This window comes from Lacihabitans lacunae (genome assembly GCF_042649125.1).
Lineage (GTDB): Bacteria > Bacteroidota > Bacteroidia > Cytophagales > Spirosomataceae > Leadbetterella > Leadbetterella lacunae.
The window spans coordinates 2,949,960-2,965,377 of the sequence record NZ_JBHRYQ010000001.1 but is presented as its reverse complement, the minus strand read 5'-3'; the positions used below and the strand labels follow the sequence as shown (position 1 = coordinate 2,965,377).

Genomic DNA, 15,418 nt, shown 5'->3' with positions numbered 1-15,418 from the left:
ATGTTATGCATAGTTTTTTTAAAATTATAATAAACCGAAATCAAGGGGGTTTTTTAGAATAGGGTTTTAACTTTGTGGTTATATGTTTCTTCAAAAACTTCAGCTGGTTAATTTTAAAAACTATGAGAATTCATTTTTTGAGTTTTCAGAGGGATTGAACTGTATCGTGGGTAAGAATGGCAGCGGTAAAACCAATTTGATGGATGCCGTTTATTTTTTGTCTTTGAGCAAAAGTTCCATTCACAACCAAGACGTGCTAAGCATTAAGTTTGAAGAAGATTACATGCACATAGAGGGGGTTTTTTGTAAAGAAAATTCAGAACTTATTACCTGCAGTATGCAGAGAGGCGGTAAAAAGATGTTTTTTCAAGACAAAAGCCCTTACGAAAGGATGGGGGATCACATTGGAAAGTACCCGGTGGTGTTAATTGCTCCTGATGACACCGACCTCATAAGAGACAGCAGCGATACAAGGCGAAAGCTTTTTGACGGTATCATTGCTCAGCTTGATAGCGATTATTTGAAAACGTATCAGGTTTATAACCGGACCTTAGATCAGCGAAACAGCCTTTTAAGGCAATTTGGCGAGCATAATTATTTCGATGAGGATTTGCTGAATATTTATACGGAGAAGCTTTTGATTTTAGGAGAGGAGATTTATCAAAAACGAAAAACTTTTGTAGAAGATTTCCTGCTTATTTTTAAAAAATATTATGCTTTTCTGTCAGAAGGAAACGATGAGGTGCATATTGGATATAAGTCTGATTTGGCTTCTGCCAATACTAAGAATTTATTTAAGGCTAGTTTGGCGGCTGATTTGGCAGCTCAAAGAACTACTAAAGGTATTCATAAAGACGACTATGAATTTACTATGGACCAAATGGCGGTTAAGAAATTTGGCTCTCAGGGTCAAAAGAAGAGTTTTATTATGGCCATTCGTTTGGCTCAGTTTGAAATCTTAGAAAGCCAAAAAGGCTTTAAGCCGATACTTTTGTTAGATGATATTTTTGATAAGTTAGACGAGAAACGAATCGCTAAACTTGTAGAAATGATTGATAATAATTCGTTTGGACAGGTTTTTTTAACTGATGCGAGAGAAAATCGCACGAAGGAACTTCTATCCGAGATAGAAGTTCGCTTTCATGTGATTGCTTAATTATAGGGCTCTGTCGAGGTGAACGTATCCACCATCTACATGTATTAACTGACCAGTGGTATGGCTTGACCGGTTTGAAATCAAGAATACCACCATATTGGCGATTTCTTCGGCTGTGGTCATTCGGTTTCCCAATGGTATTTTATCCGTAATCTCCTTAAGTCTTTCTGCTGGGTTTGGAAATGTATTGATCCATTTGTCATACAGAGGTGTATAGCATTCAGCCACCACCAAAGCATTTACACGGATGTTATATTTTGCTAGTTCTACCGCCCATTCTCTCGTTAGAGCATTTCTTGCACCATTTGCCGCGGCATAACCTGAGGTGCCGCCTTGACCTGTTTCTGCCGTTTTTGAAGTGATATTTACAATAGAACCTCTTGACTCCTTAAGTGCAGGCAAACAATGTTGTGCTAAAAGATAATAGTGAACCACGTTTTTGTGAAGTGATGCCATGAAGTCTTCGTAGTTGCCGTTTTCTAGGCCTACGCTATCATTTACCCCGGCATTATTTACTAAGCCGTGTATTCTGCCAAACCTTGCCATGACTTCGTCAACCGCTCTTTTGCATTCTTTTGGGTCTGAAAGTTCTGCCGTTACGGTCAGTCCAAACCCTCCCGCTGCTTGCAGTTTTTCGAATGCAAGTTCATTGTCTGCTTTGTTTCTACCGATAATTACCGGAAAAGCTCCTTCAAGGGCCAACTGACTCACGATGCCCTCGCCTATGCCTTTGGCTCCGCCAGTTACTAGTATTACTTTTTCGTTTAGATTTAAATTCATGTTTTATTTGCTGAGTTCTCCGTTAATTTTTCTCCAAATAGATAGCGGATTGCTGGTTTTTAGTTCAGCTGGCAATAGCGAGTCTGGCATGTCTTGGAAACAAACAGGTCTGGTAAATCGGGTGATTGCTTGGGTACCTACCGAGGTGCTTCTGCTGTCGGTAGTTGCCGGAAACGGCCCACCGTGAATCATAGCGTGTGAAACCTCTACTCCAGTTGGAAAAGCGTTTATTATCAATCGACCTACTTTTTGTTCTAATATTTCTAAAAGGTCAGCATATTCATGTAGTTCGGCTTCTGTACCAAATACAGATGCTGTTAAATGCCCATCTAAATTATACGCGGCCTCTAATATTTCTTCACGTGACTGGCCTTCCACCAATAAGCTTGAGGGTCCGAATACCTCTTCTTTTAGTATATCGTTTGACTTAAATGTCTGGTAGTCGGCATGTAAAATGATTGGTTCGGCGGCAGTGAAACCTTCTGGTTTTTTGCCTACACCTATTACTTTAGCGTATTTTTGAAAATCTTCGATGCCTTTATGATAAACCGTTTGAATGCTTTTGTTTAGCATTATGCCGCCCGTTGCTTCTTTCGATTTTTCGGTGAGTTCGTCTACAAAAGCCGCATCTTTTTCGAAAATCAATAAACCAGGATTGGTGCAAAACTGTCCAACTCCCAAGGTTACGGAATTGATATAATTTTGGGCTATGGTTTGTCCTTTTTCTGCTAAAGTTTTTGGTAAAACAAATACAGGATTTATACTTCCCATTTCGGCATAAACAGGAATGGGCTCCGGTCTTGCATTAGCAGTATCAAATATTGCCTTTCCTCCTTTAAACGAACCCGTAAAGCCGATAGCTTTAATCATGGGATGTTTTACTAAAGCCTGGCCAATCTCAACTGTATCGTCAAATACCAAAGAGAAAACGCCATCTGGCATTTCGGTACGTTGGGCTGCTTTGATTATGGCTTGGCCAATTAGTTCGGAGGTGCCAAGGTGCGAGGGGTGACCTTTAAAAACCACCGGACAACCAGCCGCAAGGGCAGAAGCGGTGTCTCCACCAGCAACTGAAAACGCCAAAGGGAAATTACTTGCTCCGAAAACTCCAACGGGGCCAATCGGACGCTCCATAGACCTAAGGTCTGGTTTAGGTGCGGGTTGCCTTTCGGGCTGAGCAGTATCTATGGTGGCATTTACCCAAGTGCCGTCTTTAAGCATACTTGCAAAAAGCCTAAGTTGACCTACGGTTCTGCCACGCTCACCTTCTGCTCTTCCTTTGGGTAAACCGCTTTCGTCTATATATCTTTGTGTAAGTGTATCTCCAAGTGCCTCTATTTCTTCGGCGATTGCTTCCAAAAAAGCAGCTTTTTCTTTTCCTGATTTTAGTCTATAGCTTTTAAATGCTTCGGTGGCTTTTCTAACGGCTAAGTCTAATTCTGAAAGTGTAGCTTTAAAAAAGAGTGGTCCGATAGGTTCGCCTGAGGCGGGATTTATTGCTTGAATACCTACTGTGCCTTCAGAAGAAGTACCAAAACCTATTATGTTTTTTCCTGATATCTGTGTCATTTTATTCTACTATGTTAGTTAAAGTTCCTATGTTTTCTATGTCTATGTTTACTTGGTCGCCAGAGCTTAATGTAAAATCATCAGGAGGTACAATGCCGGTGCCTGTCATCAAAAATACACCTGCAGGGAAAGTGCATTCTCTTGTCAGATATTCCACTAGTTCTGGTAATTCTCTTTTCATTTGATTTAGCTTTATTTCTTGGCTAAAAACAACTTCGTGGTTTCTGAGTATTTCTAATTTAATATTGGTTTCTTTTGAAATAGGTGCTTCTAAAACCAAAATACAAGGGCCAATAGCCGCACTTTTATCGTAAGATTTTGCTTGTGGCAGATAAAGGGGGTTTTCGCCCTCTATGTCTCGTGAGCTTACGTCATTTCCGACTGTATAACCCGCTATTTGACCTGAAGAGTTAATGAAAAGTGTAAGTTCTGGCTCAGGTACATTCCATTTGGAGTCTTTTCTGATTTTTATGTTCTCATTTGGGCCAACGGTTCTGGCTGCAGTGGCTTTAAAAAACAGCTCGGGTCTTGGAGCATCATACACTCTATCATAAAAATCTCCACCTCCTGAATCTTTTGATTCTTCCATTCTGGCGGTTTTGCTTCTTAAATAAGTTACACCTGAAGCCCATATCTCTTGGGAAACTATAGGAGCTTTAATGCTACTTTTGTCAAATTCTTGACTTTCGGTACTTCTAATTATTGCATTTTTGAGATAAGTAAATAAATTTGGTTGATTTATTACCTCATCAAAACCTAAGTCTTTGAAAATGAAAAATTTATTGTCATTTTCGATGTAAATGCCCTTACTTGTATTGTATATTTTCATTGGTTGAATTTTTGGCAATTTAGTAAAAAAACATAAGCCTCGAAACACTTATCTGCTTTGTTGTGTTATTCCATTACTCTAGAGAAAATTATGCAAAATCCTATATATATTCCAATTGTAAACAGTCAAGACGAAATAATTGGTCACGGCGAAAAGCTCGAGGTTCATAAACTTGGGCAACTCCACCGTGCTTTTTCTATTTTGGTGTTTAACAAAAAACGCGAGCTTCTAATCCATCAACGGGCTTTACACAAATATCATTCGGGTGGCCTTTGGACAAACACTTGTTGTGGTCATCCAAATGAGGGTGAAGAGATGCAAGCTGCGGTGATTAGAAGGTTGATAGAAGAAATGGGTTTTGGATGCGAATTAAATTATTCGTTTAAATTTCATTACAAAGCTGATTTTGAGAATGGCCTTACCGAAAACGAGATAGATCATGTGTATGTAGGCGAGTTCGAAGGTGATTTTAAAGTAAACCCTGATGAGGTAGCCGATTACAAATGGGTTGATATGGAGACGGTCTTACACGATGTTACTATCAGCCCTGAAAAATATACGGTTTGGTTTAAAGAGATACTGAAACGAGAAGAAGTTGAAAATTTAGTATAAAAAAAACCGAGTGTCGCTCGGTTTTTTTTGTTTTAATCTATTAATTCTTGATTTTTTAATTCTTTAAAAAGATCTTTTAAACTAATTCTATCAATCGAGTCTTCTTCAAGTGAATCAAAATCTATGAGTTTCACGCCGTATTTTTTATAGGATGGTTCGTTGCTAAATCTCTCATGTTCAAAACCATTTTTTGTTAGCTCTTTCATGGCGATAGCAAATTTGTCTTCTTGCTCAAACAGACCAATCTGATTTACGGGAGCAGCCGGAATACTCCTTGCCGTTTTTTCAGGAATAACAGCATCTATTCCTTTACCCATTGGAATAATCTTTGGAGGCTCAGGTTCTATTTCTCTGGTAGTTTCTACTTCGTTTTCAAAATCATCGTCAAACCTAGCAGCTACTATAGTTACCCTTACCTTGTCTTTCAAAGTTCTGTCAATCGCAAAACCATGTTTGAATATTTTGGCTCTTGATTTTATTTGACTTTCTACAAAATCAGTAACCTTGGCCTGGTCAGACATCTTGATTTTATATTCGGGTAATTCATCCGAATAAGCAATCGAAACCAAGATACGTTTAGCTCCTTTAATGTTATTGTTTTCTAGCAAAGGCGAGTTAAGTGCCGCTTCGATAGCTATAGAAGCCCTGTCTGGACCACTTGCTTCTGCAGATCCCATTACTGCATGACCTGCGTCTCCTAATACGGTTTTCACATCTGCAAAGTCGAGGTTTACAATACCCGGCCTTGTGATTAGTTCTGCTATACTTTTTACGGCATTGGCCAATACCTCATCGGCCTTTTTGTAAGCAGACTCAATGTCTAAGTCGCCATACATTTCTACCAGACGGTCGTTTTTAATAACCAAAACTGTATCACAGTATTCTTTTAGTTTGGCTATACCGTTTGAGGCTTGTTCAAATTTGTCTAAACCTTCGTGTCTAAATGGATCCGTAACAACTCCGATGGTTAGTCTGCCTTTTGCTTTGGCGTATCGTGCTATTTCGGGAGCCGCTCCTGTTCCTGTACCACCACCCATTCCGGCCGTGATAAAAACCATTTCGGTAGGGTCGGCTAATATATCATTTATCGATTTTTCACTTTCTATGGCAGCTTGTTTTCCAACTTTCCAGTCTGTTCCGGCTCCAAGCCCTTTGGTAAGTTCGGCTCCAAGCTGAATTTTAATTACGTCATCAGGAAATTGCTTTATTGCTTGTGCATCTGTATTACACGCTACAAAGTTTACATCGTGCACCCCTTGGTGATACATGTTAAGCATGGCGTTTCCGCCACCACCACCCACACCTATCACTTTAATGATTTTGGGTAAGTTGGCTTTTAAATCAAGGTCGTAGTTTGATTCTAAAATCATGGGTAAATTTTTATAAAAGGTTAAGCACTATCAAGAATAATCGTCATCCATATTGTCATCGGTAATAAACTTCTTCATTCTGTCAAATAATGAGCCTTTCGATGATTTTTCAGTTTTTACTGATTTTGGTTTGCCGCCCGATTGAGGAGTGGAAGTCTCTTGTTTTGACTCTACCAAAGGAGCATGTTTCAATATTCTATTATCTAATCTTGAGTCAAAATTGATATAACTTGGCATCAGCAACCCTAAAACCGTAGAATACTTAGGTTTATTGATAAACTCAAAGCCATTGAAGTTGATTTTAGAGTTGATTTTGGCTTTACGAATACCTTTAGTTTTACAAACATGAATGAATATATCTTTGATAATCGCCATAGAAGACGTGCCTCCAGTTAATATTATGCCATTGGTCAGTGTGTTGTCATAGCCTGATCGTATTATTTCGCTTTTGATAATAGCCGCAATCTCTTTCAAACGCCATTCTACTACTAAAGAGGCATTTTTCATGATAATCTCAATAGGGGCTAAGCCTTCTTTTCTTTCGATTACCGCAATCTCGTTTTCAGAAATGCTTTTTGAAGGAATATTGCCACATACTTTTTTCAATATTTCGGCGTCTTCAAAACTTATATTAAATGCTTCGCGAAGGTCATTTGTAATAGCATGGCCACCAATAGGCATTGATTTGTAATACCTTAGGCCACTTTTTTGATAAATGCTAATTTCGGTCATTTCGGCACCAATGTTTACAAGAGCCACACCGTTTCGTTTATCATCGATTGAGCTATCGAGCAAAGACATGGCATCAGCTACTGAACTAAGCAATACATGCTCAATCTGGATAGGGTTTGCATTTGGGTCCTCTGTCTTGGCTTTTACATTTTTGATGGTATAGTACAGGTTTTCTATACTTTCGGTTTTAGTGGAAAGGAAATAAAAATCTCCACCGATTTGAACACCAAACTTACCCACTACTTTCTCTCCGGCTTTTACGTCATTTACATAAAAATCCTGCGGCATACAGTGAAGCACGAGGTTTCCTGGGTTCGATTTGTAAGTAACTTTTACATCATCTAGTAGTTTATCTACATCTACTTGGTGTATCTGTTTATTTTCTCCTGACTTGGTAACTTTACCTTTATGCTGAATTCCTTTAATATCTGGATTTGAGATATTTATGTTAACTGTTTCAAGGTTTATTTTTAGATTTTCGGCGAGTTCTTCCAAGACCTCATCAATAATTTCGATGGTTCTTTGAGCATTTTCTATCTCACCTCGGTTCAATACTTCGTCTTTTGGCGAAACCGGTCTCTCCACAAATCCGCTTACCTTGATAGCTCCGTCAGACTGCATAAAACCTGCAACGGCACAAATTTTAGATGTGCCAATGTCTAAACCTACTACCAAATTTTCTTCTTCCATGTTAGATTTAATATAAAAAAAAGGTCTAAATTTTACTTGTTATACTTTTGAAAAATAAATACAAACTTATTTAAAATCACTCAATTACACACAATTTGACTGTCATATTTTAAACTTATTTTAGAAAACTGACTCCATTCTTTTTCTGGGAGAATTTTTTCATAGAACACCATAAGTTTATTTAGCTTGGATTGATATTTATTTACTTTTCCAAATTCTATGATTTGTTGGCCTAAAAGCGGAATCAAATTTATCTCTCTGTTTGCGTTTATGTTTACTTGGGTTATCTGTGCTTCCCAAAACTCGTCTTCGGTCAAATATTTTATGAACTCCAAAAGCTCTTTGTTTTTTTCTGACTTTAGGTTCTTAGTTTTTCTAAAAAAATCACCATTAAGTATCATCACTGTTTGACTAAAATGCTTGGACGTTGGGAAAAACTCTCCGTCTTCATCGAGGTAATAATCTTCGTGATTATATCCGTCTAAAACCCTGGCAATAGGCTTATATGGCTCTATGTCTACCACCAGTTGTCCTTGGAGGTTGGTGTAAGCTTCGCATTTTTTTGCATAGCCACTTTCCAATACTCTTTTTTCTATTTTAGAAAGATCAATGTTTTCTATTATTTTGCCCTCAACTGGCTCGTTTCCAAACCGCGTTATTGTTTTTTCAATATCGTCTTTGGTTACTAAATATTGCTCAGTGTTATTTGCGATATTTATTTGCAAGCCTTTACATCTTTTAGATGAGTTTTTTTGTGTAGCCGAAATAATCAAAATTACTCCAAGCACACCCACGAGGCCTAAAACCCCGTAGCCAATCGATTTTTTTATTTTTGGAAATTTCATATTAGAGATTTTTTAAAAATAAATTCGGATTTTCTTCTGATTTAAATCGGTCTTGAGACTTTGGGTCTAAATCTGTTTGGCACCATTCTTTCAATATTTTGGCGTTTGAGTTCCAGCCGTTGCCGTCCCAAAACTCCAGTGCTTTGTGGTCTCTGATTTTATACAAAGCCGCAGGCTTATATGCAGTACCGAGATACGTATATTTTTTATTGTTTTCTTTGCTCCATCGTATCACGCTCCACATCATCCACTTGCCCAATGAGTGTGATCGCATATATTCGGTATCAAAAAAAGCAAACCAATAATGCACCAAGGTGTCATTCATGGCTGCCAAGACATAACCAAACTCTTTTTCTTCGGTAAAAAACCTAAATATGTGCGTGCCTGTTTCTTGTTTTAAAATATAGTCCCAGCGTTCGATACTCATGTTATCTTCCCCAATTCTTTCATTGATATAGTTGGAGCAAAAATCTTTGAATTTTGGGTTTTCTAAGTCGAAGTCCTCCTTTTTAATAACCTCCAATTTGATATTTAGAGGCTCAACCAATCGGCTCACTCTTCGGTTTTCCGAGGTGTCTTCAAAATTCTCTAGATTTACACGAAGGCTTCTTGCAAAATAATAGACCTCTTGCTCAAGGCTCAAATTTCCGGTGTATGGCAGGAACCCTTTTTGATAAAGTTCTGTCAAATCTTCCTGAGATTCTTTGAGTGCATATAAGGCGTAGCTAAACGTGTATGAGCCGTAGTCTACGTTATTTTCTGAGCAGAAAATCTTCATTTTTTGATGATGTTTTTTACTGCGGCTACTATTTCCTGAGCTGCATTGGGTTTTGCAAATTTCTTAATATTTTCCGACAATTCTTGAAGTAAGCCCTCATTATTTGAAAATGAATGGATTATTTCCTCTACTTTATCAGATATCTCGCTGTCTTTTATGAGTATAGCAGCGTTATTTTTTGATAAACTTTCAGCGTTTTTTGTTTGGTGATCTTCCGCTGCAAAAGGGAAAGGTACCAATATGGCGGGTTTTGCTACTACTGATAGCTCTGAAACTGACAATGCCCCTGCTCTAGAAATTACGAAATCTGAGGCTGCGTATGCTTTGTCCATTTCGTAAATAAAATCACTTACATATACTCTTGTAGTATGGACTGCCCCTACGGCTTCTTTAGCCGTATCTATATAGGTTTTGCCTGTTTGCCATATTATTTGAATATCTTCATTTAATAGTTTTTGTAGGTTTTTGCTTATTGCTTTGTTTATACTCAATGCTCCCAAACTTCCACCTATTATCAAAAGCGTTTTGCGGTCTTTTTCTAATCCAAATGAGGTTCTACTTTTTTCTTTCGACAAGTTTCCGTTTAAAATATCCTTTCTGATTGGGTTTCCTGTAAAAATCAGTTTGTCTTTTGGAAAGAAACGCTCCATTTCTGGGTAGGCTACACATATTTTGGAAGCTTTTTTTGAAAGCCATTTGTTGGTAACTCCAGCATATGAGTTTTGCTCTTGAATCAGCGTTTTTACACCTGTTAAGTTTGCCATAAATAAGGTGGGGCCACTCGCAAAACCACCTACTCCGATGGCGATATCGGGCTTAAAGCCCTTAACCACTTTATATGCTTTTATTAGGCTTTTGAATAATTTTACTGGAAAACCAATGTTGGCCAATAGGTTTGATCTATTGAAACCTGCTATTGGTAAGCCTACTATTTCGAAACCTTCCTTCGGTACTTTTTCCATTTCCATTTTGCCTAAAGCACCCACAAAAAGTATTTCGGCGTTTGGAAATTGGCTTTTTATTTCTTTTGCTATTGCTACTGCCGGAAATATATGCCCGCCAGTGCCACCACCAGATACTATTACTTTTAAGTTCTTATTCATTTGGACTTGTATTTTTAGAAACGCTCAAAACTATTCCAATGGCTACCGATGTAAATAATGCGGAGGTTCCTCCCATACTAATCATAGGTAAGGTTTGGCCTGTAACGGGTCCCAATCCTACGTTAATAAACATGTGTGCAAATGCTTGAAGCACAATGCTAAGTGTAAGTCCGATTGTCAATAAACCTCCAAATGCTCTATGGGTATTGTCAACGTTTTTAACGCCTCTATATAATAACCAGATATAAAGGCCCATTACTACCATAGCTCCCAAGATGCCGTATTCTTCGATTATGATTGAAAAAATAAAATCAGAGAACGCATCTGGCAAAACGTTTTTTTGTGCACTATTGCCTGGGCCAACGCCCAAGAAACCACCGTGAGCAATGGCTATTAGTGCAAAATCTTTTTGGTCACTTGAGCTTCCTGTTTCACCACCAACTAAACCATCGCCATCCATATCGCTGTTAATGAATACTTCGGTTCTATCTATTACGGTCTGTACTCTCCCTAACTCAGTGCCAGTAGCTCTTTTTACAATTAAGCCCAATGCCAATACGAGAGTTAAGCCTCCAAATAAAACCAATACCATTTTCCAAAGGTATTTGCTAGGAACTCGACCTATCCACATAATGAGGAAGCATGTTATGCCCAGGATTACGGAAGTTGAAAAACTTGAGATAGAGAGCAAACCTATGGTTACACCACACCAGATTATCATGGTCCAAAGGTCGCTTACTTTATACTCTATATGTTGCCTTCGGGCAAGCATTGCCGAAAGGTTAGTGATTAGTACTAGTCGAACAAAATCTGAGGTTTGGAAAGAGAAACCCAAAACTGAAACCCACCTACGGGCACCCCCAACACTTATACCAAAAATTAGGGTGTAAAGTATCAATATAGGAGTGAACCACAGGAACACGTGTGCAATGCCAGAGTATTGGGTGAAGTCTAATTTGTGAATCACAAATGTTACAAAAAGGCCAAAAATAATAAAAAAGCCATGCTTTAGTAGATAAAACTCTGTGTTACCACCAGTTTTTCTATAGGCCAAAGCACTAATGGAGCTGTAAACAACAAAGATACTAATGATTGATAAAGCTAACAAAATAGCCCAAATGTGTCTATCACCTTTTAGGTGAGACCTGAGTTTAAAAGGGATCATTACAGTTAATTATATTTTTATAAGCACGTAAAGAGCGTCAGCTCGAGTAAACAAAAATATATTATTTATTCTAAAAAAATTAGCAAACATTCTAATTTATAAATCCACAGAAATGAAAAAGGGGAAAACAGTCGCGTTTTCCCCTTTTTGAATTTTTTAGAGCTTTAGATTACTTTTTAAGAGCGTCTCTTATTTCAGTAAGTAAATCTATTTCTGATGGTCCCGCTGGTGCTGGAGCTTCTGCTGGCTTTTTAGTTTTGTTATATCCTTTTACAATAATAAACAATACTAAGCCAACCATCACCAAGTTAATGATAGCGTTGATCCATGAACCGTAAGCGATAGCATTCTCTGGAGTAGTTATAGTTCCATCAGCTGCTATTACTGCTTCGCTTAGTACGAATTTTAAAGATGAGAAATCTGCACCTCCAGTAAAGTGGCCTACAAACGGCATTGCGATGTCATTTACAAATGAACCTATTACGCCATTAAGAGCAGCACCTAAAATTACTGCAACTGCAAGATCAATGACATTGCCTGTCATTATAAAATTTTTGAATTCTTTTAACATGATTTTGATTGTTTATTATAGTTTAGAAAATATGGTTCGATTATAGTTGAAGGGTAAATCCAAGATTTGCTCCTCCGTTTAACTGCCAAGGTTTAAGTCCTTTTGGCCCTGTTTGATCCCAGTCATAAATTCCGATTAGTGATCCGTTTACGTTTATATATTTATTTACTTTTAAAGTAATTATTGCATTTATGTTGTGGTCAAAAGTTTTTAAAGTGTAAGGAGTGAATGTTTGCCATCTCCACTTTAAGTTTACACGGTCTGTTATGTTTTTGTCATATGCCGCCACAAGTTGAAATCCGCCTTCTAATCTAACTGACTTGCCTCTTTCTACACCATATATTTTTTCTTGACCTGCATAGTAAGTTGAGTTTTCTACTGTTTTATTTGAAACGATAGTTTGTCTGATAGTAGCACCACCAAGTCCAAGATAAAAGTGCTTAACCGGTTTCCACTCAAGACCAATGCCCTCTGATAGAAATGCAGGTGCAAAAAGGTTTGAAATAACAGGACGCTTTGTGTCGCTGTAGTCATATCCTTTTACGAACTGAGAAAGGAAGTTAGCACTTGCAAACCAGTTTAGTTTTGGATTTATACTTCTTGAATATTTGGTTTCTAAAAACAAACGGTCAATGTTTTTTCTTGTTTCTTTCGGGTTGTCTTTAGAATAGTTAGTGATGGTTCCTAATTGAAGTTGAATGTCATTTGACCAAACACCTTTGCCTTTTGTATAATCTGCTTTGTTTGCAAATATACCGCCTAAGACCATGTTATTTACACCACCGCCTTGCCAGTTTTGAGAGAATGCCGAACCACTAAGGTTTACGCCAAGTTGAGTAGTTCTGTCCCACCAGCCATACTTAAGTGAGTCTGCCTTGTTTAACATTTCAGGTTTTTGACTAAAAGCTACACCTGATATTATCATTAATATAGATAAAAGTAAAAATTGTTTTTTCATTTTGAATTGTTTGATTTAATGTTTTTGAGACTTAGTTATTTAAATATGGTCACTTTTTCGCTTTGAAGAACTTTTAGAGGGAATACAGTTTGGCTGTCTTCAGTTTCTAAAATAATGCTCGTATTGTCCATTTTTAAGATTTTTCCTCTTACTCCTGCTATCTCAATGTCTTGGCCTTCTTCGTACTTTTTCTTTGAATACATTGAGCTGATTATGTTTAAAAGAATTTCTTTTGAAGCAAAACCATAACCTATTGAGAAAGCCAAAACCATTCCTGCTATGATGATGTTAAAGCTCGATTCCAATAAAGCTGTGTTTATGCCAGCTTGGCCTAGTGCCAATATTACGGTAATAAATAGTAGAAAAAAGAAAACACCCATGCCTATTAATTTGCCGGAGGCAATGTTAAATGACTTACAAAGCCCTACCACAAAGTTTCTTGCAAGGTCAGAAAGAAATAGTCCCAACAAGGTCATTATGGATGCCACAATAACTTTAGGTATAAAATTAACTAACAAAAGAAACATGTTTGAAATAGCCGGAACACCTAGTTTGTCAGCCGCCGAAACTGACAAAAATAGCATGATGAAAATGTAAATTATGGTTCCGATTATGTTGCTCAACTTAAAGTCTAAGTTGAATTTTTTAATAGCCTCTATTTCTTTTATTTTATCGCCAATTTTGTCAATTCCCACTTTCGATAAAATATTCTTTACCACCACCGACGCCACTTTGGCCACTATCCAGCCAATGATGAGTATTACAATAGCACTAATAAAGTTTGAGAAAAAAGTACTAAACTGCTCGATAAGTTTAGCAAAGGTGTCGACTAGGATTTCCTTTAAGTTAGGTAGTTTTTGCATTATAGTGTTTTTTATGAGTTTTTTTGTTCAAGTTCTTGTAAGGATTTTAGACAGACCATAAATGGTTCTCCTAAAAACATATTTACAAATGTCATAGTGTCTCTTATTACGTCTATTTCAGACACTAACATATCTTTAAGTGCCTCGGGAGCTTTAAAGTCGCTGTCGTCTATTTCATCAAAACCTGTCATTTTTTCCAGAATAAAATTATTTTTAAAACTATTAGACCAAAAATCGCAAAGTTCTCTAAGTATAGTTTTTTGAGCTTGTCTTTACTTCTTAGTAGTCTCATTTTTACTGCACTTTCAGATATTTTTAGGGTCTCAGAAATCTCTTTTATGCTAAAGTCATCTTGATACTTCATCAGCAAAAGAGCTTTTTCATCACTTGGTATTTGTTCTAAACTTCTTTTTAATCCTTTAGATTTCATAGAAGCAAACTCAAGGTCTTCCTCTTCTTCTACCATATCAAAGGAATCGTCAAAGCTAGTCTCCGCCATTTTTTTGTTCACCCTGATTTGATCCATACAAAAGTTGTAAGTGATGGAATAAAGCCAGGTGGAAAATTTCGAGTTTTCTTTAAAAGTACCAATTTTAACAATAAGCTTTAAGAAAATATCGTGTGTGAAATCTTCTGCTTTTTGTTGGCTGTAAACAAATGAATAGCACTTTCTGTATACTTTGTCGGCATATCTACGATAGATTTCCTCAAAATATACGTTTTGCTGAGTCTCTACATATAGTGAAACTATTTCTTCGTCTTTTAAGTCTTTAAGTTTAGAATTTTTCAAATTAGACCATTATTATAGTGATAAGTAACTTTTTGGAGGATGTTTTTTTGATTTGATGGCTAATTGGGGTTGAAAACCCTCTAATTTTCCAAAATTAAGTGTTTTTTTTAAAAGGTTTTCATTTGGTTAAATATTTGTTGGTACTATTCTAGCCATTAATGTTAATTTAACACAAGCGAAATCTGAGAATTTATCACAATTCGTTTCGTTTTCTTTTATTTGATTACTTATATTTGAACATATATTGGTATGCAAGCATAATATTTTTATTTACAAAAAAACAACCTGAATAATGACATTACAAGATTATTTTGACAATTTATCATCAAAAGTTAAACCAGAAGATTTAGAAGGAATTGATACTAAAATCAACTTTGACTTAAAAGGAGAAAAGGTTTCGCTTCAAGTTAAAGACAATAAAATTACAGTAAATCAAGGCGAGGAAGCACCAGACGCAGAGGTAAATATTACAGCCAAAGCAGAGGATTTATTGGCGATAATAAAAGGAGATACAAACCCAATGATGGCCATGATGATGGGGAAATTGAAAATCTCAAACCCCGCTGCTATGATGAAATATGCCAAGATTTTAGGCTTAATGTAAATT

Annotated in this window: 17 protein-coding genes; 3 read left to right on the top strand and 14 right to left on the bottom strand. The window is 37.0% G+C overall.

The annotated features are described in order from the left end of the window. Positions 1 to 82: 82 nt before the first annotated feature. Entirely contained in the window at positions 83 to 1,156 is a 1,074-nt protein-coding gene (gene recF / locus ACFOOI_RS13000; RefSeq protein ID WP_379838409.1) for a DNA replication/repair protein RecF, read from the top strand. Here recF and ACFOOI_RS12995 read toward each other — a convergent pair whose 3' ends face one another. From ACFOOI_RS12995 to ACFOOI_RS12985, 3 genes are read right to left on the bottom strand one after another with little or no spacing between them, the layout of a single operon-like run. Then, positions 1,157 to 1,936: an SDR family oxidoreductase gene (locus ACFOOI_RS12995; protein WP_379838408.1), complete on the bottom strand. Its 780-nt coding sequence runs from the start codon at positions 1,934 to 1,936 to the stop codon at positions 1,157 to 1,159. 3 nt (positions 1,937 to 1,939) lie between these two features. Then, positions 1,940 to 3,505, bottom strand: a complete 1,566-nt coding sequence (locus ACFOOI_RS12990; protein ID WP_379838407.1) for an aldehyde dehydrogenase (NADP(+)) — start codon at positions 3,503 to 3,505, stop codon at positions 1,940 to 1,942. 1 nt (position 3,506) lies between these two features. Next, entirely contained in the window at positions 3,507 to 4,334 is an 828-nt protein-coding gene (locus tag ACFOOI_RS12985; RefSeq protein ID WP_379838406.1) for a fumarylacetoacetate hydrolase family protein, read from the bottom strand. Positions 4,335 to 4,424: 90 nt separating this feature from the next. Between ACFOOI_RS12985 and idi the strand changes: the two genes are divergently transcribed. Beyond that, entirely contained in the window at positions 4,425 to 4,946 is a 522-nt protein-coding gene (idi, locus tag ACFOOI_RS12980; RefSeq protein ID WP_379838405.1) for an isopentenyl-diphosphate Delta-isomerase, read from the top strand. A gap of 32 nt (positions 4,947 to 4,978) precedes the next feature. Here the strand turns inward: idi and ftsZ are convergent, their stop codons facing one another. The 11 genes from ftsZ to ACFOOI_RS12925 all read right to left on the bottom strand — a co-directional run bounded on the left by ftsZ (position 4,979) and on the right by ACFOOI_RS12925 (position 14,811). After that, on the bottom strand, positions 4,979 to 6,316 hold the full coding sequence (gene ftsZ, locus ACFOOI_RS12975) for a cell division protein FtsZ (protein ID WP_379838404.1): 1,338 nt from the start codon (positions 6,314 to 6,316) through the stop codon (positions 4,979 to 4,981). 30 nt (positions 6,317 to 6,346) lie between these two features. After that, entirely contained in the window at positions 6,347 to 7,738 is a 1,392-nt protein-coding gene (ftsA, locus tag ACFOOI_RS12970; protein ID WP_379838403.1) for a cell division protein FtsA, read from the bottom strand. An 80-nt stretch (positions 7,739 to 7,818) separates the two neighbouring features. Beyond that, a complete protein-coding gene (locus ACFOOI_RS12965) occupies positions 7,819 to 8,583 on the bottom strand; it encodes a cell division protein FtsQ/DivIB (protein WP_379838402.1) in 765 nt (254 codons plus the stop codon). Between the two features lies 1 nt (position 8,584). Further along, a complete protein-coding gene (locus ACFOOI_RS12960; RefSeq protein ID WP_379838401.1) occupies positions 8,585 to 9,361 on the bottom strand; it encodes a GNAT family N-acetyltransferase in 777 nt (258 codons plus the stop codon). After that, positions 9,358 to 10,464, bottom strand: coding sequence for an undecaprenyldiphospho-muramoylpentapeptide beta-N-acetylglucosaminyltransferase (murG, locus tag ACFOOI_RS12955; RefSeq protein WP_379838400.1), 1,107 nt, complete (start codon positions 10,462 to 10,464; stop codon positions 9,358 to 9,360). The genes ACFOOI_RS12960 and murG overlap by 4 nt, the downstream gene beginning before the upstream one ends. After that, the gene (locus ACFOOI_RS12950) at positions 10,457 to 11,629 is read right to left on the bottom strand and encodes an FtsW/RodA/SpoVE family cell cycle protein (RefSeq protein WP_379838399.1); all 1,173 of its coding nucleotides are present in this window, start codon (positions 11,627 to 11,629) and stop codon (positions 10,457 to 10,459) included. Before ACFOOI_RS12950 ends, murG begins: the two co-directional genes overlap by 8 nt. A 169-nt stretch (positions 11,630 to 11,798) precedes the next feature. Then, positions 11,799 to 12,200, bottom strand: coding sequence for a large conductance mechanosensitive channel protein MscL (mscL, locus tag ACFOOI_RS12945; RefSeq protein WP_379838398.1), 402 nt, complete (start codon positions 12,198 to 12,200; stop codon positions 11,799 to 11,801). Positions 12,201 to 12,240: 40 nt separating this feature from the next. Next, entirely contained in the window at positions 12,241 to 13,158 is a 918-nt protein-coding gene (locus tag ACFOOI_RS12940) for a DUF3078 domain-containing protein (RefSeq protein WP_379838397.1), read from the bottom strand. 35 nt (positions 13,159 to 13,193) lie between these two features. Next, a complete protein-coding gene (locus ACFOOI_RS12935) occupies positions 13,194 to 14,021 on the bottom strand; it encodes a mechanosensitive ion channel family protein (RefSeq protein WP_379838396.1) in 828 nt (275 codons plus the stop codon). Between the two features lie 11 nt (positions 14,022 to 14,032). Then, entirely contained in the window at positions 14,033 to 14,212 is a 180-nt protein-coding gene (locus tag ACFOOI_RS12930; RefSeq protein WP_379838395.1) for a hypothetical protein, read from the bottom strand. Next, entirely contained in the window at positions 14,209 to 14,811 is a 603-nt protein-coding gene (locus ACFOOI_RS12925; protein WP_379838394.1) for an RNA polymerase sigma factor, read from the bottom strand. The genes ACFOOI_RS12930 and ACFOOI_RS12925 overlap by 4 nt, the downstream gene beginning before the upstream one ends. A 292-nt stretch (positions 14,812 to 15,103) precedes the next feature. On the opposite strand from ACFOOI_RS12925, the gene ACFOOI_RS12920 reads away from it, so the two are divergent. Continuing rightward, on the top strand, positions 15,104 to 15,415 hold the full coding sequence (locus ACFOOI_RS12920) for an SCP2 sterol-binding domain-containing protein (RefSeq protein WP_379838393.1): 312 nt from the start codon (positions 15,104 to 15,106) through the stop codon (positions 15,413 to 15,415). Positions 15,416 to 15,418: the final 3 nt, after the last annotated feature.

Bases quoted from the DNA above. Each gene is read 5' to 3' on its own strand.
- ftsZ (WP_379838404.1), bottom strand. From the start codon at position 6,316: ATGATTTTAGAATCAAACTACGACCTTGATTTAAAAGCCAACTTACCC.
- ACFOOI_RS12990 (WP_379838407.1), bottom strand. From the start codon at position 3,505: ATGACACAGATATCAGGAAAAAACATAATAGGTTTTGGTACTTCTTCT.
- ACFOOI_RS12950 (WP_379838399.1), bottom strand. From the start codon at position 11,629: ATGATCCCTTTTAAACTCAGGTCTCACCTAAAAGGTGATAGACACATT.
- ACFOOI_RS12960 (WP_379838401.1), bottom strand. From the start codon at position 9,361: ATGAAGATTTTCTGCTCAGAAAATAACGTAGACTACGGCTCATACACG.
- idi (WP_379838405.1), top strand. From the start codon at position 4,425: ATGCAAAATCCTATATATATTCCAATTGTAAACAGTCAAGACGAAATA.
- ACFOOI_RS12940 (WP_379838397.1), bottom strand. From the start codon at position 13,158: ATGAAAAAACAATTTTTACTTTTATCTATATTAATGATAATATCAGGT.
- ftsA (WP_379838403.1), bottom strand. From the start codon at position 7,738: ATGGAAGAAGAAAATTTGGTAGTAGGTTTAGACATTGGCACATCTAAA.
- ACFOOI_RS12935 (WP_379838396.1), bottom strand. From the start codon at position 14,021: ATGCAAAAACTACCTAACTTAAAGGAAATCCTAGTCGACACCTTTGCT.
- mscL (WP_379838398.1), bottom strand. From the start codon at position 12,200: ATGTTAAAAGAATTCAAAAATTTTATAATGACAGGCAATGTCATTGAT.
- murG (WP_379838400.1), bottom strand. From the start codon at position 10,464: ATGAATAAGAACTTAAAAGTAATAGTATCTGGTGGTGGCACTGGCGGG.
- ACFOOI_RS12995 (WP_379838408.1), bottom strand. From the start codon at position 1,936: ATGAATTTAAATCTAAACGAAAAAGTAATACTAGTAACTGGCGGAGCC.
- ACFOOI_RS12930 (WP_379838395.1), bottom strand. From the start codon at position 14,212: ATGACAGGTTTTGATGAAATAGACGACAGCGACTTTAAAGCTCCCGAG.
- ACFOOI_RS12965 (WP_379838402.1), bottom strand. From the start codon at position 8,583: ATGAAATTTCCAAAAATAAAAAAATCGATTGGCTACGGGGTTTTAGGC.
- recF (WP_379838409.1), top strand. From the start codon at position 83: ATGTTTCTTCAAAAACTTCAGCTGGTTAATTTTAAAAACTATGAGAAT.
- ACFOOI_RS12985 (WP_379838406.1), bottom strand. From the start codon at position 4,334: ATGAAAATATACAATACAAGTAAGGGCATTTACATCGAAAATGACAAT.
- ACFOOI_RS12920 (WP_379838393.1), top strand. From the start codon at position 15,104: ATGACATTACAAGATTATTTTGACAATTTATCATCAAAAGTTAAACCA.